Origin of the sequence: Haloferax chudinovii, assembly GCF_042663345.1 — an archaeon.
Classification (GTDB): domain Archaea; phylum Halobacteriota; class Halobacteria; order Halobacteriales; family Haloferacaceae; genus Haloferax; species Haloferax chudinovii.
Window position 1 is genome coordinate 136,692 of sequence record NZ_JBHTAB010000006.1, and the last position, 19,177, is coordinate 155,868.

Annotated in this window: 13 protein-coding genes; 8 read left to right on the forward strand and 5 right to left on the reverse strand. The window is 68.6% G+C overall.

What is annotated here, in order from left to right; genetic code table 11:
* The first annotated feature begins 10 nt into the window (after nucleotides 1–10).
* The gene (locus tag ACFQI8_RS12420; protein ID WP_390245208.1) at nucleotides 11–985 is read left to right on the forward strand and encodes a DMT family transporter; all 975 of its coding nucleotides are present in this window, start codon (nucleotides 11–13) and stop codon (nucleotides 983–985) included.
* 409 nt (nucleotides 986–1,394) lie between these two features.
* Here the strand turns inward: ACFQI8_RS12420 and ACFQI8_RS12425 are convergent, their stop codons facing one another.
* Nucleotides 1,395–3,101, reverse strand: coding sequence for a histidine kinase N-terminal 7TM domain-containing protein (locus ACFQI8_RS12425; protein WP_390245210.1), 1,707 nt, complete (start codon nucleotides 3,099–3,101; stop codon nucleotides 1,395–1,397).
* Nucleotides 3,102–3,300: 199 nt separating this feature from the next.
* Here ACFQI8_RS12425 and ACFQI8_RS12430 point away from each other — a divergent pair, with 199 nt between their 5' ends.
* From ACFQI8_RS12430 to ACFQI8_RS12450, 5 genes are all read left to right on the forward strand, one after another.
* On the forward strand, nucleotides 3,301–5,271 hold the full coding sequence (locus tag ACFQI8_RS12430) for a helix-turn-helix domain-containing protein (RefSeq protein ID WP_390245212.1): 1,971 nt from the start codon (nucleotides 3,301–3,303) through the stop codon (nucleotides 5,269–5,271).
* 208 nt (nucleotides 5,272–5,479) lie between these two features.
* A complete protein-coding gene (locus tag ACFQI8_RS12435; protein ID WP_390245214.1) occupies nucleotides 5,480–6,112 on the forward strand; it encodes a TasA family protein in 633 nt (210 codons plus the stop codon).
* 109 nt (nucleotides 6,113–6,221) lie between these two features.
* Nucleotides 6,222–7,874, forward strand: a complete 1,653-nt coding sequence (locus ACFQI8_RS12440; protein ID WP_390245216.1) for a TasA family protein — start codon at nucleotides 6,222–6,224, stop codon at nucleotides 7,872–7,874.
* Between the two features lie 3 nt (nucleotides 7,875–7,877).
* Nucleotides 7,878–8,705 (forward strand): signal peptidase I, encoded by an 828-nt coding sequence (locus ACFQI8_RS12445; RefSeq protein WP_390245218.1) that lies wholly within the window; start codon nucleotides 7,878–7,880, stop codon nucleotides 8,703–8,705.
* Nucleotides 8,706–8,712: 7 nt separating this feature from the next.
* On the forward strand, nucleotides 8,713–10,578 hold the full coding sequence (locus ACFQI8_RS12450) for a hypothetical protein (RefSeq protein ID WP_390245220.1): 1,866 nt from the start codon (nucleotides 8,713–8,715) through the stop codon (nucleotides 10,576–10,578).
* A gap of 27 nt (nucleotides 10,579–10,605) precedes the next feature.
* On the opposite strand, the gene ACFQI8_RS12455 is transcribed toward ACFQI8_RS12450, so the two are convergent.
* Both ACFQI8_RS12455 and ACFQI8_RS12460 read right to left on the reverse strand, forming a co-directional pair.
* The gene (locus ACFQI8_RS12455; RefSeq protein WP_390245221.1) at nucleotides 10,606–10,962 is read right to left on the reverse strand and encodes a DUF5658 family protein; all 357 of its coding nucleotides are present in this window, start codon (nucleotides 10,960–10,962) and stop codon (nucleotides 10,606–10,608) included.
* A gap of 67 nt (nucleotides 10,963–11,029) precedes the next feature.
* A complete protein-coding gene (locus ACFQI8_RS12460; RefSeq protein WP_390245223.1) occupies nucleotides 11,030–12,052 on the reverse strand; it encodes an LLM class flavin-dependent oxidoreductase in 1,023 nt (340 codons plus the stop codon).
* A gap of 345 nt (nucleotides 12,053–12,397) precedes the next feature.
* On the opposite strand from ACFQI8_RS12460, the gene ACFQI8_RS12465 reads away from it, so the two are divergent.
* The gene (locus tag ACFQI8_RS12465) at nucleotides 12,398–13,576 is read left to right on the forward strand and encodes a M24 family metallopeptidase (protein WP_390245225.1); all 1,179 of its coding nucleotides are present in this window, start codon (nucleotides 12,398–12,400) and stop codon (nucleotides 13,574–13,576) included.
* Between the two features lie 29 nt (nucleotides 13,577–13,605).
* Nucleotides 13,606–14,910: a glutamate dehydrogenase GdhB gene (gene gdhB / locus ACFQI8_RS12470; RefSeq protein WP_390245227.1), complete on the forward strand. Its 1,305-nt coding sequence runs from the start codon at nucleotides 13,606–13,608 to the stop codon at nucleotides 14,908–14,910.
* A 67-nt stretch (nucleotides 14,911–14,977) separates the two neighbouring features.
* Here the strand turns inward: gdhB and ACFQI8_RS12475 are convergent, their stop codons facing one another.
* Together ACFQI8_RS12475 and ACFQI8_RS12480 are read right to left on the reverse strand one after the other, a co-directional pair.
* Nucleotides 14,978–18,124: an FAD-binding and (Fe-S)-binding domain-containing protein gene (locus ACFQI8_RS12475; protein WP_390245229.1), complete on the reverse strand. Its 3,147-nt coding sequence runs from the start codon at nucleotides 18,122–18,124 to the stop codon at nucleotides 14,978–14,980.
* A gap of 6 nt (nucleotides 18,125–18,130) precedes the next feature.
* The gene (locus ACFQI8_RS12480) at nucleotides 18,131–19,099 is read right to left on the reverse strand and encodes a D-2-hydroxyacid dehydrogenase (RefSeq protein WP_390245231.1); all 969 of its coding nucleotides are present in this window, start codon (nucleotides 19,097–19,099) and stop codon (nucleotides 18,131–18,133) included.
* Nucleotides 19,100–19,177: the final 78 nt, after the last annotated feature.

Genomic DNA, 19,177 nt, shown 5'->3' on the forward strand with positions numbered 1-19,177 from the left:
GAGGTGCGGCATGGTGACGACGTCGCGTCGGCGGTTCGTCCTGTTCGCGCTGACGGCGTTCTTCTTCGGCGGGACGTTCGTCGCCGCGAAGGCGGGCCTCGACTACCTGCCGCCGCTTCTGTTCGTCGCGCTCCGGTTCGACATCGCGGCGGTGCTACTCGTCGGCTACGTCGTCGCCACTCGTCCCCGTGCCGAACTGCTCCCGCGGTCGGTCCGCGACGTGGTCGGCATCCTCGCCACCGGCGTGTTCGTCATCGGTCTCGCCAACGCCCTCCTGTTCGTGGGACAGGAGCACGTCTCCAGCGGCGTCGGGTCGATTATCTTCAGCCTCAACCCGATTCTGACCCCCGTGTTCGCCATGGCGCTCCTCACCGACGAACGACTCTCCACCCGCGGCGCGCTCGGGATGCTCATCGGCCTCCTCGGCGTCGGCCTCGTCGTCGGCGTCGACCCCGCGAACCTGCTCGGCGGCGAGGCGCTCTGGAAGGGCCTCGTCTTCCTCGGCGCGGTCAGCGGCGCGCTCGGGACCGTGCTCATCCGCTGGGCCGACACGTCGCTTTCGAGCACCGTCCGCACGGCGTGGGCGCTCCCCGTCAGCGCGGCGCTCACCCACGGTCTGAGCGTCGCCTCCGGCGAGTCACTCGCCGCGGCCACGTGGTCGCCGACGGCGCTCCTCGCGCTCGCCTACGTCGGCGTCTTCGCCGGCGCGGTGGCCTACCTCACCTACTTCGGCTTCCTCGACGACGTGGGCCCGATTCGCGGCAACCTCGTCTTCTACGCCGTGCCCATCGTCGCGGCGCTCGGGGGGACGGCGCTCCTCGGCGAGTCGATTTCGACGCTCACTGTCGTCGGCTTCGCGACTATCTTCACCGGCTTCGCCGTCCTCGCGACGGAGTCGCTCCGCGGCACAGTCGTCCTTGCCTACGGCAAAATCGAGTCCCGCGTGGCCGGTCTCGTCGGGGCCGGCGCTCCGGGGCGCGACTGAGTCGCTGACGGGTCGCGGACCGGTCGCTCGCGTAACATGCGGTGAGAGGGTAGAAATGTAGGGGCGGACCATCGGGCGGCAGTCCGAGGGGGCAGGGTCGGAGTACCGGTGGCACGGGATGGGCCGCCTGTCTGTGCTGATATGTTACCTGTCCGCCGACCAGACAGTATCGAGCGGACACCTAGAGATTGTCAGCCCCCTAAGTAGTCTTTTTGGCCCGATTCTCAAAAAACAGCGGACGGCGGCGTGGTCGTTTTGATTTTTCGCGCTATCTATCGGGGAGCGCGACCGCTCCGAGCGCGGCACTCAGACAGACGTTCCCGACGCCGATGAGCAACACCGCGTTCGAGCCGGACGTGTCGACCACGACGACCGCCGCGAACGCCGTGAGACCGAGGACGAGTTGTCGTCAGGCTCTCCGCAGGCGGACCACGAAGACCGCGCCTCGGGGCTCGTTGTCTTCGACCCACATGTCGCCGCCGTAGCCGCTGACGATGGTGTCGACGAGGTAGAGACCGAGGCCGGTGCCGGGGCTTTCGAGCCCCTTTTCGCCGCGGCCGAACACCGTCTCCTTTCGGTTGTCGGGGACGCCCGGTCCGTTGTCGGCGATGCGGACGAGCGCGTCGTCGTCTCGCACCTCGACCGACACGTCGATTTCGGCCCGGTCGGCGTCGTTGTGCCGCACCGCGTTCGTGAGGAGGTTGCGGAAGACGGTCCCCAACATGTCGTCGGCGACGACTGTCACGTCCGGTGGCTCGTCGGGGAGCGAGACTGCCGCGTCGGCGGTTCCGTCGCGGACCGCGCTCGCTTCTGCCCAGAGCGGTCCGGCGAGCGTCGTCGGGCGGTTCGTCTCCTCGTCGTCGAGCATCGTCGCCATGAGGTTTCGGACGTTCTCGGTGAGTTCGGTGGCGTGCTCGCCGTTCCTGATGATCGTGTCGAGGCGCTCGCGCACTACCTCGTCGTCGACCGACTCCTCGACCAGTTGCGCGTTGCCGAGGATGACGGCCATGTCGTTTCGGATGTCGTGGCGGACGATCTGATTGAGGAGCGTGAGCTTCTCGTTTCGGGAGAGGATGGTCTGTTTTTGACGGTGCAATTCGGTCACGTCGCGGAGGACGATGACCCATCCGACGGTCTGGTCGCCCCGTTCGAGCCGCTGGGACCGGGCGCTGAGATACACCGTCTCGCCGTCCGCTCGCGTGGTTCTGACGCTGTCGTTGCTCTCGGTCGTCAGGTCGAGGTCCGACGAGACGGCCGTGACCGGGTCGCCGACGGCCGCGCCGAAGCGCTCTAAGAGCTCCGCGCCGCGGGTGTTGACGTGGACGATTCGCTCGTCGGCGTCGAGGACGAACACGCCGTCGGGCGACTCCTCCATCGCGGTCGTGTAGGCGATGGGCGGCAGGTCGAGAAATCGGTAGCGAAAGAGCGCGACGCCGATGGCGGCCGACGTGATTGCGGCCGAGGTCGGCACGAGGTTCACACTGTCGCTACCGAACGGTGGGATTCCGAGGGTGGTGCAGGCCGTGAAGACGAACGGGGCGGCGAGACCGATGCTCACCAACACCGCCTGGGGGATGTACGTTCGGCCCAGTCGAGCCGCTTCGTAGAGAATGAGCGCGGTGGACAGCACGGAGAGCACCGCGTTGTAGAGCAACTGCAACACCACGTGGCCGAGACCGACGTCGACCCGCATGACGACGAGGCCGTTCGTCTCGACGAGGCGCGTCGCCTCGATAGCGAGACCGCTGGGGTTGGTAAAGAGGACCACCAGAAAGACGACCGGCACGGTCATGACCGCCGCGATCAGTCCGGGAGTGATTCGGCGGACCCGGTCCGTGTGGACGAGCGTAAAGAGGAGCGCGAGCGCGCCGAGCGGCGCGACGCCGAAGTAGAGGAGTCGGTAGAACAGGAGCTTCAGCGACGGGTCGGTCTGCAGTAGCTTGAGGGACGAAAAGCCGGTCCAGAGGACGAGTCCGACGTTCACGGCGAAGAACGCGACGAGTTCGGACGACCGGCCGTGGGCCCGCATGTACCGCAGGCTGTACACGCCGAGGAGAGACGCGGTAATCATCGCACAGAGCGTCGGAAGCGCGAAGACGGTGTACTGCCAGCCCATCGCTCACTGCACCCGACCGCTTTTCGCGTCCATCGGTGCGTGTTTTGTACTCACTCTGGTATTTAAACTATATGTTCGAGCGTTCTCACCGCCCCGCTGTCGGCGTAACCGGACTGGCGTTCCGAGTTCTTTGAGCGCCGCCCGTGTTCGTACCCGAACAGTTTATGCCGGTCGCTGTGCCACAGACGGCCGAACCGCCGTGACCGAGACGACAGACCGAACGAGCGCGGACCCCGTCACCGTCCTCCTCGTCGACGACAACCGCGACTGGCTGACGCTCGTCGTGCATCGACTCCGCGAGGTAGCCCCCGACTTCGACGTTCGCGAGGCCAACAGTCCCGAGGGCGCGCTCGCCCGCCTCACCGATGACGTGGAGTGCGTCGTCAGTGATTACTACATGCCCGGCCGGACGGGAATCGAACTGCTGGCGGCGGTCCGCGACGCCCGACCCGATATTCCGTTTCTCCTCTTTACCGGTGCCGGAAACGAGGGGCTCGCCAGTAGCGCGCTGTCGGCCGGCGCGGACGACTACATCGTCAAGACGAGCGTCGACGACAGCGCCGCGGCGCTCGCCACGCGCGTTCGGACGGCGGTCGACAAACACCGAACGGAGCGCGCGCTCGCCGAGAGCGAGGCGCGCTACCGGACGCTGGTCGAGAACGTCCGCGACGCCATCTTCGTCGCCCGCGACGGCGGCGTCGTCCTCGTCAACGAGGCGGCGACGACGCTCACCGGTTACGACCGCGCGGCGCTCACCGACGGCGACATCGTCGAGATGGTCGTCCACCCCGACGACCGGGGCCGCGTCCGCGACGCGCTCGACCGGGCGGTCCCGCAGTCGCTCGACATCCGCATCCGCGACCGCGGCGGCGAGACACGACACTGCATCCTCGACATCGACCACGTCGTCGACGACGGACTCCCCGGCACCATCGGCGTCCTCCGGGACATCACGGCGCAGGTCCACCACCAGCGCCGACTCGAACGCGAGCGCGACACGAAGGAGGCGATTCGGGAGATTCTCGTCCGACAGTCGTCGCGCGTCGAAGTCGCGGAGTCGTTCTGTCGGTACATCGAGAGCGACCCCGACACCGTCACGGCGTGGGTGGGCGAGCGCACCGCGAGCGGTGGGCTCGACCCGCTCGCCGTCGTCGGCGACGAGTCGTACCTCCGGACGGCGGGCGTCTTCGACGCCGACGCGGGGGTCCGCCGCGACTCGACCGAACCGAGCCTGACCGCCTTCCGCGAGGGGACGACGGTCGCCCGCGCCGTCGACGACGGGCGCGATGTCGACGCGCCGGCGACCACTCCCGACGCCGGATGGAGGGCGGTTGCGGCCGCCAGCGGTATCGAAACCGCGGTCGCCGTCGCGCTCCGGTACGGCGGCGTCGACTACGGCGTCCTCGGCGTGTACCGCCGCGGTGCCGACGACGACCGGGAGCGCCGCCGGTTCGAAGAGCTGGCGGAGACGCTCGGCTACGCCCTCAGCACCGCCGAGAGCCGCGAGGCGCTCGTGGCCGACGAGGTCGTCCGCGTCCGCCTCCGCGTCCGCGACGACGACGCGGGGCTTCTGGCGGTCGGCGACGCGCTCGGCCGCGACGCGGAACTCGTCGTCCACACGGTGTTGCCTCGCGGCGACAGGGAGCGCTACTTCGTGACGGTCCGCGGCGCGTCCGAGGCCGCGGTGACCGACGCGCTGGCGAGCCTCGACGGGGTGACGCCCGGTGACGTAACTCCCGGCGACGGGGTCGTCCGGGCGCAGTTCGACACGGCCGCGCCCTCGCTGGGGACGGCCATCGCCGACGCGGGCGGCGTCCTCCACCGCGTCGTCGTGACGGACGGCGAGGCGACCGTCGTCGTCGACCTCCCCCGGCGGCGACCGGCCGGCCCGTTCGTCGAGGCGCTCGCGGCCGTCTTCGACAGCGTCGTCATGACCGCGCGGAGCCACCGTACCGTCGAGTCAGATATCGGTGCCAGCGTGTTGGACGGACTGACCGACCGCCAGCGCGAATCGCTCGAAGTCGCGTACCGAACGGGCTACTTCGAGCGGCCGAAGCGACGGAGCGCCGCCGAAGTGGCCGAGGCCATCGGCATCTCGCGGTCGACGTTCACCCAACACCTCAGGGCGGCCCAGCGCAAGGTCTTCGCCGAACTGTTCGACGGCGAGTGAGACGACGCGTCACCGACCCGACGGTCCGGGTGGCTCTCATTCCACCGGGGCTGTGTCGAGGGCTACCACGTCGCTCGGTTTTTGACGAATACCGCATAATGGTGGTATCGAATTATTCCCGCGTAATCGAGTAGGAACTCCTGAAGGTCACCTCACCCAGAACATCACGGACGGGAGTGGGTGGACGGTGGGCCGCACGGAGAACTCAATGGCAGACAAAGTATTCAAACTCACACGACGCCGCGCCCTCGGAGGCCTCCTCACGATCGGCGCGGGAAGCGCCGCCGCCGGGGTGGGCACGTTCGCCCTGTTCAACGACACCGAATCGAGCACCGAGAACACGCTCCAGGCGGGGACGCTGAGCCTCGCCGACGGAGCCAGTTCCGCGAGCTTCAGCGCCACGGGCCTCGCGCCCGGCGACGAGACCGACACCTTCGAGGTGGACCTCGAAAACGACGGGACGCTCGACGGGAGCCTCGATATCGACCTCTCGCTGACCGAAAACGACAGCGACGCCACGGCCGGCGACGACGGCGACGCGGACGCCTCGGTGGCGGACCTCGCGGGCGTCCTCGACGTGACGACGTTCGAAGTCGGGAACCTCGACGTGCTCGCCGACCGGTTCGGCGGTTCGGCCACGCTGGCCGACGTGGTCGACAACAACAGCGACGCGGCCGAGGGCGACGACGACTCCAACGTCCAGGACATCGCCCTCGCGTCCGGCGAGACGAAGACGTTCTCCTTCGCGCTGGAGATGCGGGAGAGCGCCGGAAACGAGTTCCAAGCCGACGGGCTCGACATCCAGTTCGACTTCGAACTGAACCAGCGGGACAGCCAGTAACCACACTCGCGTTCGCGGGCGACGCAGACGACGCGACCCGGTCGAACCGACCGCGTCCATCTCTTTCGTTCCGGCCCTCCGAACGCACACGACGACCTCACGCCTCTCGATGCCGAAACAGACACCAACACTGACGCTCACGCGCCGCCGCCTCCTCGGAGGCATCTTCACGATTAGCGCCGGAAGCGCCGCCGCGGGCGTCGGTACTTACTCGGCGTTTTCCGATACCGAGCGCGCCGACGCGTCGTTCGGCGTCGGCACGCTCGACCTGACGGTCGACGGCGACGACGAGCGGCTCACGTTCCTCGAAGAGTCGGGTCTCGCGCCCGGCGACAGCGGCACCGCGTCGGTGACGCTCCGCAACCGCGGGTCGCTCGCCGGGTTCCTCGACATCGACGTGCTCGGCGTCACCGACGACGAGAACGGCCAGTCCGAGCCCCCGTCGCAGAACGACCCCCGCGTCGGCGACGGCGAACTCGCGCAGGTGCTCGAAGTCCGCGCGTGGCTCGAAGCCCCCGACGGGTCGAAGACGTACCTCTGCGGCAGTTCCGACTACGCGACCCTCGACTCGATTTTCGTCGCGGACGAGACGTTCGACCTCGATTACGAACTCGGGTCCGGCGAGTCGGTCGATTTCGTCATCGCGTGGCGGCTCCCGTCGAGCGCCGGCAACGAAGTCGCCTCGGATATCGCGGGCGTCGACCTCCGGTTCGCGCTCGACCAGCGGGTCGACGACGACGGCGGTGCGACCTGCGAGGCCGACGACGACGGAGACGACGGAGACGACGACGATTCGACGTCCGGCTCCGGCGACGCCCGCGACGCGATGGGTGGCTGGGACTGGGCGACGCTCGCCCGCTACGGCGAGCCCCACGACGACTCCGTTCACGGTAATTCAGAGCCGGAGAACTACGAAGTCGCGGTGCTGAAGCGCACCGGACGCTCCGAGACCCGCGTCCACAAGCAGAACAACGACTGGCAACACGCGTGGACCTCGGGGCAGACCGAGTCGTTCCGCGTCGACTTCGACGGCAGTAAGGTGACGATGACCGTCGGCGGCACCGAGTACCCGGACAAACACGGGCAGAAGGCGCAGGGCGTCGGCGCGAACGACGTGGTCGCGCTCGGCGTCACGGTCTCCGCCTCGGCGGCCGGGTCGTCGGTCGCGGTCTCGGACCTCGAACTCACCGCCGACGGCCGGACGAGCACGCTCGCCGACGTCTCGGTCGACGCGACCGGCACGAACCACGTCCGAATCGCCCGCGAGATAGACGGGTCTTTCTCGCTCACCGGCAGGCTCCGGTTCTCGTGGCACCACGACGTGCACGTCGACCCCGACGACCTCGCGATGCGCGTCGACGTCAAGACGGGCGACGCAGTCAGAACAAACGAAGCCGAGACGACCGAGGAAGACGGTGAACCCGAGGAAGACGGTGGACCCGAGGACGGAGAAGACGGCGGAGTCGAGAACGCGGATGTCGAGGGCGGAGACGGAGAAAGCGACCAAGACGCCGAAGTCGATTCCCAGCAAGACGACGAAGCCGAATCCGAGCAAGACGGCGGAAACGGTGAAGACGACGAAGCCGAATCCGAGCAAGACGGCGGAGACCGTACAGACGGCCAAGACGATGACGTCGGGAAAAGCGACGAAACGGCCGACCCCGACCCCGGCTCCGAAACCGAAACCGAAACCGAAGCGGTCGCCACCGAGGGCGTCAGTGTTGACGACGAGAACGGAAACGACGCCGACGGGGGTGCCTGACCGATGAACTGGTCTCGTCTCACCGCGGCGGCCCGCGTTCTCGGTGGCGTCGTGCTCCTCGTCGCCGTCGCGCTCGTCGTCGTGCTCGCCGCGCCGCAGGCCTTCGGTGCCGACGCCAGCTACACCGTGCTCTCGGGGAGCATGTCGCCGACGTTCGACGCCGGCGACGTGGTGGTCGTCCGCGACGTGCCGCCCGCGGACATCTCGGCGGGCGACATCATCACCTACCGGGAAGCCGGCGGTGCCATCACCGACGAGCGGACCGACCGCGTGACCCACCGGGTCGTCGCGGTGGACCGAAGCGGCGACAGTCCGGTGTTCCGGACGAAGGGCGACGCCAACGAGGACGTCGACTCGGACCCCGTCACCGCCGACCGCGTCGTCGGGCGCGTCTGGTTCCACGTTCCGTATCTCGGGCTCGCCGCGCAGTTCGTCCAGTCGGGACTCGGGTTGGTCCTGTTCGTCATCCTCCCCGGCGCGCTCCTCGTCGTGACCGAGCTCTACTCGCTGTACACCGACGCGCTCGTCGAGGTCGACTCCGACGAGTCTGACGGGAGGGACCGACGCGACGGGAGTACCGCAGACGGCGGTTCGGCGGGCGGTGCGGCCGGTATCGACGCCGGCTACGTCAGCGCCTCGGACGGCGGCGTCGCGCTCTACCCGGAGCGGACGGGGGTTCGCGTCGCGGACCCCGTCGCAGTCGCCGACCCGTCTCCTTCGGCGTCCGCCTCCATGCCCTCCGGCTCGGCCGACGGCATGGAGTGGGTGACCGACCCCGTCGACCGCCCTTCTGATGCGCCGACCGACGAGTCCTCCGAGGACGGGCGGTGAGTCGCCCGTGACCACCCCGGACGACGCGCATGCGCCCGACTGGACACCCGAGCAGTCGCCCGAACTGGCGCTCGCCGACGCGACCCGGTGTCGACGCCTCGTCGACGAGGCGGCTGACGACGGCGACACGGACGACTTCGAGGAGCTCGACTTCGAGCAACTCGAACGGGGCGACCGCGTCCTCTGTCTCCCCGGCGAGCGCCTGCCCGTCCACGGGGTTGTTCGGGCGGTTCGGCGCTGGGACGCCCAGTCGGGGTCGTTCGTCGGCGACACCGACGCGGGCATCGACCCCGCGACCGTCGAACGCGTCTCGACCGATGAGGACGACGAACTCCGTACCGACGAGTACCCGGTCGCTGTCGGCGACGAGGTCGAACCCGGCGACCGGCCGACCGAGACGGCGCTGGTGGTCGAGTACCGCCCGCCGCGGGCGGGGCTGTTCCCGATTCCGCTGTCGCTCGCATCGCTCTTTTCGGCGAAGCTCCTCGGCACGCTCTCGCCGCGGCTCTCGCAGATCGCCAGTCGGGTGTTCATCGTCTTCGTGGTCGTCGGCATCGTGCTGGTCGGAACCGGCTTTGCCGCTCCCGGGAGCATCGACCGCTTCCTCGACGACAGCGGCATCAACGACGCGCTTTCGGATCTCCGTGGCGACGACCCCGAGCCGTCGCCGCCGGACGTCACCGTGACGCCGCCCTCGCCGACGCCGGATACGCCGCCAAACGAGGACGACGAGGACGAAGACGAAGACACACCGATGCCGCCGGCCACGGCGACGGCCACGCCGACTGCGACCGCAACGACTCCAGCCCCGACACCGTCGCCAACGCCCGCGCCGACGAGCCGTCCCGACCCGACCACCACGGCGCGCTCGGGCACTGGCGGAGGCGGCGGTGGCGGTGGCGGAGGCGGCGGTGGCGGTGGTGGCGGTGGCGGAGGCGGCGGCCAAACGACGACTACGGCCGCATCGTCGACGTCGCCCGAGCCGACGCTCTCGGTCGAGGCCGCCGACCCGCCGACGGTCCGAAGCGCCGACGGGACTGTCGGGTCGCTCAGCGGCCCAGTGACCGGGACGCTCTCGTGGACCGGCACGGTCGACAGCGTCGTGCTCGTGGTGAACGCGTGGGTCCCCGACGACGGCTGGCAAGAGGAGCGCCGCGTCACTCTCTCGGGGTCGAGTCCGGTGGACATCGCCGCCGCGCTCGGCTCTGACGTGACCTACGCCGAGGGGAATCGAACCGCCGGCTTGGCCGCGACCACCGACGGTGAGACCGCCGTCACAACGGGCTACGTCTCCGTGACTGCGGTGTTGTTCCGCGACTCGACCGAAGTCGCCCGAACCGAGGAGACCGCGTCGTTCGACGTGACCGTCGAGAACACCGCCGGGCGCGCTCCGGAGGGCGTCGACCTCGAACTCGGCTCCGGCGGGGCCGGGGTCTCGATTCTCGACACGCAGTCGGTCGCACCCGGCTCTGCGGGCAACTCGACGGGGACACTCACTAACCGTGGGCGCGAGCCCGGCGTGTTGACGCTGGAGTCGATGCCGTTCGAATCCGCCGAGAACGGCCGATTCGGCCCCGAACTGTCGGTCGATTCGACCGGCGGAGCCGACGAGGGCGAAGTCCACGAGGCGCTCGCCGTCAGACTCCGCGTCGAGCGGGCGAACGGAACGAGTACCTACGTGCTCGGCGACGAGACGACGTATCTCGACTTCGCCGACGTGTGGAACGAGTCAGTCTCGCTCGGGAGGCTCGACGGCGGGGAGTCCCTGTCGCTCGTCGTCGAGTGGCGGATTCGAGAGTCGGCCGGCAACGAGATACAGACCGACAGCGTCGACGTGGAGTTCGTCTTCACGCTCGAACAGGCGACTGACTGAGCGCTCTTCGCCCCGATTTTCTGCCGCTCACCCGACGAAGAGCCGGAGGTTGAAAGCCGTGGCGAACGCGCCGATGACCGAGAGCGTGACCGGCGGGAGGTAGTACAGTACCTTGTCGCCCACGCGAGCGCCGTAAACGCAGATACCGAGACAGAGGAGGAAGACGGCGAGCTTCGGGAGGACGAGCCCCCATCGCCCGAGGGCGTCCGTGCTCGCCACGAGGAGGGCGTTCGCCTCGTCGAAGCGACCCTCGTAGTAGAGGAGGGTGAGCGTCGTAACGATGTCGCCGACGCCGTAGGTCGCGAGCGCGATGAGCCAGAGCAGTGAGAACTCTCTGGCCTCGAAGGGCGTGTCCGTGAGTCGGAGATACCGAAGTCGTGACACACTCCTTTATTCCGGGGACTGCAATATGAATCGTCCGGGCAGACAGACTGTCGCGGAACCGGGCGCGTCAGACGAGGCCGACGCCCTCGGCGAGCAGTTCGTGCGACCGGAGGGCGTCTTCGTGGTCGCCGACGACGTGTTGAATCATCACCTCGTCGGCTCCGACGCGCTCCGCGAGCTGGTCCAACAGCCCCGAAATCGTCTCGGGACTGCCGGAAATCGCGCGCGGCCACTCCTTCGCCCCGAGGGTCGCGGGCGTGGGCTCGGGAACCCCGCCGAGTTCGTCTATCGCCTCCTCGACGGTCGGTCTCGTGCCGACTTCGCCGCGGCGCATCCGCTTGTACGTCGCCTCGGCCACCGCGCGGAGTCGCGCCGCCTCCTCGTCGGTCTCGGCGCAGACGGCGTTCACCGCGACCATCCCGTGGGGCTCGTCGATGCCGCCGGCCAGCGGTGACGACTGGAAACTCTCGCGGTACTCCTCGAAGGAGTGGACGGCGAACTGCGGCCTGATGAAGCCCGCGAAGCAGTAGGGCAACCCGAGTTCGCCCGCGATGGTCGCGCTCGACGGACTCGACCCGAGCATCCACGGGACGGGCGGCTCGCCGCTCCCCCGCGGGATTTCGAGGTCGGCGTAGGGGTGTTCGTCGGGGTAGTCGTCGTAGAGGTGGTTGACGACGGCCTCGACCTTCTCGGCGTGGTCGCCGTCGGGGTCCTCGACGTGTCGGTCCGTTCCGAGCGCTTGGTCCGCCGCGGGCGACCCGTTCGCTCGGCCGAGACCGGCGTCGATGCGACCGGGCGCGAGTCCGTCGAGCGCGCCGAACTGTTCTGCGACCTTGAACGGGCTGTAGTGGTTGAGCAGTACCGCGCCGGAACCGAGCCGAATCGAGTCCGTCTCCGCGGCGAGATGGCCGAGCAACACCTCGGGCGTCGTCCCCGCGAGGGTGCTCGCCATGCCGTGGTGCTCGGCGACCCAGAAGCGCGAGTAGCCCAATCGCTCGGCTTGCGCGGCGGTTTCGACGGTGTTCGCGTACGCCTCGGTCGCGGTTCCCCCGTTGGGGACCGGCGAGAGGTCGACGATAGAGAGGTCCATACCCCCGCCTCCGAGACTGCGAGGAATAACGATTGGGCTCCCAGCAGATGCGTACTGTTCTCGGTGAGTCGGCGCCAGTTAGTATTGCTCTAATAATACATTACTACGAATTAGAATAATCCAACTAATCTAAATTATTTATATAATCTGGATAATCGTAGCTTGAGGGTTGTTTTGGACACGGTATAAAGACGGGGGATAAATAAGACTACCCGTTCCTGTTGGTGGTCTTGTGTATTGTGTACTTTATTGCTCTCGCCCGAGCCATCGGTGTACACAGAATCCATGACCATGGTCCACAAAAATTTTTTACGGGCCCTATCCGATGGTTCGATAGAGGTTCCCATGCCAAGAGCCGTATTCGACAGCGCCGAGTACGACAGACGCATCGCCCGGACGAAAGAGCGGATGGCCGAGCGGGGGCTGGACGCGCTCTTCGTGAGCGACCCCGCGAACATGAACTACCTCACCGGCTACGACGGCTGGTCCTTTTACGTCCATCAGGGCGTCGTGGTGACGCGGGACCGCGACGAACCCGTGTGGGTCGGCCGCGACATGGACGCCAACGGCGCGCGCGCGACGACCACGCTGAGCGAGGAGAGCATTCGACCGTACAGCGACGACCACGTGCAGTCGCCCCACGACCTCCACCCGATGGACTTCGTCGCGGCCGTGCTGGCGGACCTCGGCGTCGACGACGCGCGCGTCGGCCTCGAGATGGACGCCTACTACTTCACCGCGAAGTCCTACACGCGCCTGCAGAAGAACCTCCCCGAGGCGAGTTTCGAGGACACGACGCTCCTCGTGAACCGCGTGCGCATCAAGAAGTCCGACGCCGAACTCGACTACATGCGCGAGGCCGCCCGCATCTCCGAGAACGCGATGCAGTCCGGTCTCGACGTCATCGAGGAGGGCGTTCCCGAGTACGAGGCCGCCGAGGCCATCTACTCGGCGCTCATCGAGGGCACCGACGACTACGGCGGCGACTACCCGTCTATCGTCCCGCTGATGCCCTCGGGCGACCACACCGGCACGCCGCACCTCACGTGGACCGACCGCGAGTTCGAGGACGGCGACCCGGTCATCATCGAACTCTCCGGCTGTCGACACCGCTACCACTCGCCGCTCGCGCGGACGACGTTCGTGGGCGACCCCCCCGAAGAGCTGTCTCGGCGGGCCGACATCGTCGTCGAGGGGATGGAAGCCGCACTCGACGCGGTCGAACCCGGCGTGACCTGCGAGGCCGTCGAGAAGGCGTGGCGCGACACCATCGCCGAGTACGGCATCGAGAAGAAAGACCGCATCGGCTACTCGATGGGACTCGGCTACCCGCCGGACTGGGGCGAGCACACGGCGAGCCTCCGCCCCGGCGACGAGACCGTCCTCGAAGAGAACATGACGTTCCACACCATCCCCGGCCTCTGGTTCGACGACTTCGGCGTCGAACTCAGCGAGACGTTCGTCGTCACGTCCGACGGGGCGGAGCCGCTGGCCGACTTCCCCCGTCGATTATTCACAACTTAATTATGACTCGGGGTCACAGCCCTAATAGAATGAACGAAGATGGCAAAAATCGAAACGGCGAGGCGGTCGCCGACGGCGGCACGGGGTCCGAACCCGAATCGGCGCTGGCGACGGCGCGCAGGCAACTCGAACGCGCGGCGAGTCACGCCGCCGTCGACGACGGCGTCGTCGCGCGCCTGAAGCATCCGACCCGAGTCCAGCAGGTGTCGGTCCCGCTCCGCCGGGACGACGGCTCGCTCGACGTGTTCACGGGCTTCCGCGCCCAGCACGACGACGTGCGCGGGCCGTACAAGGGCGGGCTTCGCTACCACCCGGAAGTGACCGCCGACGAGTGCATCGGGCTCTCGATGTGGATGACGTGGAAGTGCGCCGTGATGGACCTGCCCTTCGGCGGCGGCAAGGGCGGCGTCGCGGTCGACCCGAAGACGCTCTCCGACGAGGAGCGCGAGCGACTCACGCGCCGCTTCGCCGAGGAGATTCGCAACGTCGTCGGGCCGAAGAAAGACGTTCCCGCGCCCGACATGGGAACCGGCCCGCAGGAGATGGCGTGGTTCATGGACGCCTACTCGATGCAACAGGGCGAGACGACGCCCGGGGTCGTGACGGGGAAGCCGCCGGTCATCGGCGGGTCGTACGGCCGCGAGGAGGCTCCCGGTCGCTCCGTCGCCATCGTCACCCGCGAAGCCGTCGACTTCTACGACTGGGACATCGAAGACACGACCGTCGCCGTCCAAGGGTTCGGGTCCGTCGGGGCGAACGCCGCCCGCCTCCTCGACGAGTGGGGCGCGAAGGTGGTCGCCGTCTCCGACGTGGACGGGGCCATCTACGACCCCGACGGCCTCGACACGCAGGACGTCGAGGGCCACGACGAGCGCCCCGGCATGGTATCGGGCTACGACGCCCCCGAGTCGCTCACGAACGAGGAACTGCTCGAACTCGACGTGGACGTGCTCATCCCGGCGGCCATCGGGAACGTCATCACGACCGAAAACGTCGACGCCATCTCGGCGGAGATGGTCGTCGAGGGCGCGAACGGGCCGACGACGTTCGCGGCCGACGCCGTCCTCGAAGAGCGCGGGATTCCGGTCCTCCCCGACATCCTCGCCAACGCCGGCGGCGTGACGGTCTCGTACTTCGAGTGGTTACAGGACATCAACCGCCGCCAGTGGTCGCTCGAACGCGTCCACGAGGAACTGGAAGCGGAGATGCTCAAGGCGTGGAACGCGGTCCGCGAACACGTCGAAGAACGCGACCTGACGTGGCGCGACGCGGCGTACGTGGTCGCGCTCTCCCGCATCGGCGGCGCGAAGGAGACGCGGGGCCTCTGGCCCTGAGCGGCCCTGAGCGGCTGGCCGTCGAGCGAAAGCTGACACAACCTGCGGTTCTTTTTCGGCGCGCTTCTCAGTCAGCGACCGCGTCGGCGACTTTCTCTATCGGGTGTGGGGGGTCGTCGACCGCGCCGTCCATGTCTTCGAGTTGCGTCCGACACGACGCGCCGGGGGCGACGACGGTGTCGCCGCGGCTCTCACCGAGTTGGTCGGCGAGGATGCCGCCGATGGCCTTCGACAGCGAGTGGTGTTCGGCCTCGTAGCCGAAGCTCCCCGCCATGCCGCAACAGCCGGAGTCGAGCGGGTCCACGTCGTAGCCGGCGCGGCGGAGGACGCCCACCGCGTGGTGGTCCTTCCGCGTCGCCTTCTGGTGGCAGTGACCGTGGTACGTCAGCGTCTCGTCGCCCGCGCCCGCCGCCGCGTCGCAGTCGAGCCCCTCAACGAGGCGCTTCGCATCGAGGTACTCCATGACGCCGTAGGTCTCGGCGGCGACGGTCTCGGCCGCGTCGCTCGAAAGCAGGTCGAGGTAGTCCGACTGGAGCATGACCGCGTCAGACGGCTCGACGAGGACGACGCTCCAGTCGGCTTCGACGCGGGGCGCGAGCGCCGCGACGTTCGTCTCGGCGCGCGCTCGCGACCGGTCGAGAAAGCCCTTCGAGTGGGCCGGGCGGCCGGTGGCGGTCACGTCGTCGGGAATCGAGACGTGGACGCCGGCGGCTTCGAGGACGCGGACCGCGGCCTTCCCCGCGTCGGGGTGGTTGTAGTTGGTGTAGCTGTCCGGGAACAGAAGCACCCTGTCGGTCGCCTCGGCCTCGGGGACGCGAGCGCCGCCCCGCGCCTCGAACCAGTCTTCCAGCGACTCGCGGTGGAACGTCGGAAGCGACCGCTCTCTGGCGATGCCGACGGTCTTTTCCATGACCGTCCGCGCGCCCGGCACCTTCGCCGCCCAGTTCGAAAGCGGGGCGAGCCGCGAGCCCAGCGCGTTCAACCGGTCCACCTCGGCGAACAGGTGGTCCCGAAGGCTCGCGCCGCGAGACTCGTGGTGGGCGTGTTCGACCTCGGCTTTGAGCTTCGCCATGTCGACCTCGCTGGGGCAGTCGCGGGCACAGCCCTTACAGCCGACACAGAGGTCCAGCACCTCGCGCATGAACTCGGTGTCCGTCGCGTCGGCGTCGAGGTCGCCGCTCATCGCCTGCCTGAGCATGTTAGCCCGGCCGCGGGTGGACAGTCCTTCCTCCTCCGTGGCGCGGTAGGTCGGACACATCACGCCGCCGGTGGTCGACTGGTCGCCCCGACAGCCGCCACAGCCGTGGCAGAGCTCCGCCATCCCCTGAAAGCCGTTTTCGGTGTCCCAGTCGAGTTCCGGCTCGAAGCCGGCGTCGAACTCGTAGTCGGGGGAAAAGCGGAGGTTCTCGGTCATAGACACGTCGCCGCAGACCTGCCCCGGGTTCAGGAGCCAGTCGGGGTCGAACGCGGTCTTGAGGTCGCGGAAGGCGTTCCAGAGCCGGTCGCCGTACAGCTTGCGGTTCCACTGGGTCCGCGCGCGGCCGTCGCCGTGTTCGCCCGACACCGACCCGCCGGCCTCGACGACGAACTCCGTCACCTCGTCGGCGATGGTTTCGAACGAGTCGAGGCCGTCGAGCGTCTTCGTGTTGACGAGCGGGCGGACGTGGAGCACGCCCGGTCCCGCGTGGGCGTAGAAACTCGTGTTGGCGTCGTGGTCGTCGATGACCTCGCGGAACCGCTCGACGTACCCCGGTAGCTCGTCGGCCGGCACGGCGCAGTCCTCGATGAAGGAGATGTGCTTCTCGTCGGTCGTCCGCGACAGCAGGATGGGCGCGGCGGCCTTGCGCATCTCCCAGAGTCCCGCGCGGGCCGCCTCGTCGTGGGCTTCCAGCGCGTCGAACGCGCGGGCGTCGTCGGCGACGCCGACGTCCGAAGATGGCGTCGCCTCCGGGGTCACCGATGGCGCGCGGGCCGTCAGCAGGTCGGCGACTTTCCGCCGGCCGTCCGCGTCGGAGTCGGCGTAGAACTCGACCAGCAGGGCCGCGCGGGTCCCGTCGGGGAGCGACGCGGCCACGTCGCGGAACTCGGCGGTGTCGAGCGCGAGGTCGATGAGCACGTCGTCGATGAGTTCGACCGCCGCCGGGTCGTGGTCGAGGATGGGGGCCACGTCGGCGGCGGCGTCGAACACGTCCTCGTAGGTGAGGAGCGCGACCGCCTTCGTCTCCGGGAGCGGTTCGAGCGAGACGGTCGCCTCGGTCACGACGGCGAGGGTTCCCTCGCTCCCGGCGAGCAGGCGCGCGAGGTTCACGGTCCCCGACTCGCAGTCCGGGTCGGTGCCGGTCCCGTCGGAACGCGGGCGCTCCCCGCGGGCCTCCTCGACCAGCGCGTCGAGGTTGTAGCCCGAGACGTTGCGCTTGAGGTCCGGGTAGCGGGCGTCTATCTCCTCGCGCTCCTCGTCGAGCACGCGGACGACCTCGGCGTAGATTCGGGGGAGAAGCGGGCTCTCCGGGCCGTCGTCCCCCCACGCGTCGCTCTCGGGGTCGGCCTTCTCCCGGAGGTCGTCCACGCGAACCTCGCCGAACCGGTGGACGCTCCCGTCGGCGAGGACGACCTCGCACTCCTCGACGTAGTAGTCGGTCTTGCCGTACTTCAGCGAGTGCGCGCCGGTGGAGTTGTTGCCGATAGCGCCTCCGAGGACGCTCCGGTCGCCCGCCGCGGGGTCCGGGCCGAACGTGAGACCATGGTCGGCCGCGGAGTTATTGAGGTCCGCGAGCGTAACCCCCGCCTGCGCGGTCGCCGTCGCCGCCTCGGCGTCCACCGACTGGACTCCGTCCATGTGCCGCGAGAGGTCGAGGACGACCGCCTCGTTGACGGCCTGTCCGGCGAGGCTCGTGCCGCCGCCGCGCGGGAGGACGGGAATCTCGCGGTCGGCGCAGTAGTCGACGACGGCCGCCACGTCGGCGGTCGAAATCGGCATGACGACGCCGACGGGGAGCACCTCGTACGCCGAGGCGTCGGTCGCGTACAGCTGTCGAGTGTACTCGTCGAACCGCACGTCGCCCTCGACGAGGCGTTCGAGGTCAGAGACGAGCGCCTCGCGGTCGGTGTCGCCGCCGACGTAGTCGTAGTCGGCGCGGGGGTCGTCGCTGGGGTCGACCCCCGAATCAGCGTGTTGGTCGCCGCGAGGGTCGTCGGGGCGTTCCTGCGTCGCCATCGGGAGTCAGTTCGACTTGGCGGCCAGCACTTGGTTCTCCAACTCCGCGCCCTCGTCGAGCCGCCCGAGGTTCCCGGCGACGATGTCGGCGAGTCGGTCCCAGTGTTTCGGCGTGTGACCGCCCGTGTGGGGGGTGATGAGGCAGTTCTCCAACCCCCACAGCGGGTGGTCGGCGGGAAGCGGTTCGGGGTCGGTCACGTCGAGCGCGGCCCCGCGAATTTTGTTCGACTGGAGCGCCGACACGAGCGCGTCGGTGTCGACGATTCCGCCGCGGGCGGCGTTGACGAGCACCGCGTCGGTCGGCATCGTGGCGAACTCCATCTCGCCGATGAGTCCGCGGGTCAGGTCGTTCAGCGGGCACGCGACGACGACGTACTCGCTCCGGGAGAGCGCGTCGTGAATCGCGTCGGGTTCGAAGCCGGCGACTTCGTCGGTCGGCCCGCCCTTCGACGGGGTGTAGCGGATGCCGATAGTCTCGACTTCGAAGCCCTGCAACCGCTGGGCGACGGCCTGCCCGATGGAGCCGAGGCCGATAATCGTCACCGTGCTGTCGGTGAACTCGCCGGACTGGAAGTGCCGCCACTCGGCGCGCTCCTTGCGCCGCCAGCCCTCGTGGAGGCGGCGGGCGAACACGAGCATGTTACCGATGGCCTGCTCGGCGATGCCCGGCGCGTGGATGCCGCCGGCGTTGGTGACGGCGACGCCGTGGTCCGCGAGCGCGTCCATCGGGACGTGGTCGGTCCCGGCGAACGTGCAGGCGAACAGTTCGAGTCGGTCGGCGCGGTCCAGCAGGTCCTCGTCTATCGTGATGCCCGTGGCGACGCGGGCGTCGGCGACGAGTTCGCGTTCCTGTTTCGGTGTCCGGGCGAGCGTCACGGTCCGGTCCGGGAGGCGCTCGCGGAGCGCGTTCGCGTACGATTCCATCGAAAGGCCCTCGGTCCCCTCGCGGAGGACGACGATGTCTGTCTCGGTCATGGTGTGAGTCGCGCGCGTCGCGGGCGCGATTGCTACATCGATTGGGTGACGCTCCCTTAGTCTTTTTGCGTAGTCGGT

Excerpts from the sequence above, each read along its gene's own strand:
- ACFQI8_RS12420 (WP_390245208.1), top strand. The coding sequence starts at position 11 with ATGGTGACGACGTCGCGTCGGCGGTTCGTCCTGTTCGCGCTGACGGCG.
- ACFQI8_RS12425 (WP_390245210.1), bottom strand. The coding sequence starts at position 3,101 with ATGGGCTGGCAGTACACCGTCTTCGCGCTTCCGACGCTCTGTGCGATG.
- ACFQI8_RS12435 (WP_390245214.1), top strand. The coding sequence starts at position 5,480 with ATGGCAGACAAAGTATTCAAACTCACACGACGCCGCGCCCTCGGAGGC.
- ACFQI8_RS12440 (WP_390245216.1), top strand. The coding sequence starts at position 6,222 with ATGCCGAAACAGACACCAACACTGACGCTCACGCGCCGCCGCCTCCTC.
- ACFQI8_RS12445 (WP_390245218.1), top strand. The coding sequence starts at position 7,878 with ATGAACTGGTCTCGTCTCACCGCGGCGGCCCGCGTTCTCGGTGGCGTC.
- ACFQI8_RS12460 (WP_390245223.1), bottom strand. The coding sequence starts at position 12,052 with ATGGACCTCTCTATCGTCGACCTCTCGCCGGTCCCCAACGGGGGAACC.
- ACFQI8_RS12465 (WP_390245225.1), top strand. The coding sequence starts at position 12,398 with ATGCCAAGAGCCGTATTCGACAGCGCCGAGTACGACAGACGCATCGCC.
- gdhB (WP_390245227.1), top strand. The coding sequence starts at position 13,606 with ATGAACGAAGATGGCAAAAATCGAAACGGCGAGGCGGTCGCCGACGGC.
- ACFQI8_RS12475 (WP_390245229.1), bottom strand. The coding sequence starts at position 18,124 with ATGGCGACGCAGGAACGCCCCGACGACCCTCGCGGCGACCAACACGCT.
- ACFQI8_RS12480 (WP_390245231.1), bottom strand. The coding sequence starts at position 19,099 with ATGACCGAGACAGACATCGTCGTCCTCCGCGAGGGGACCGAGGGCCTT.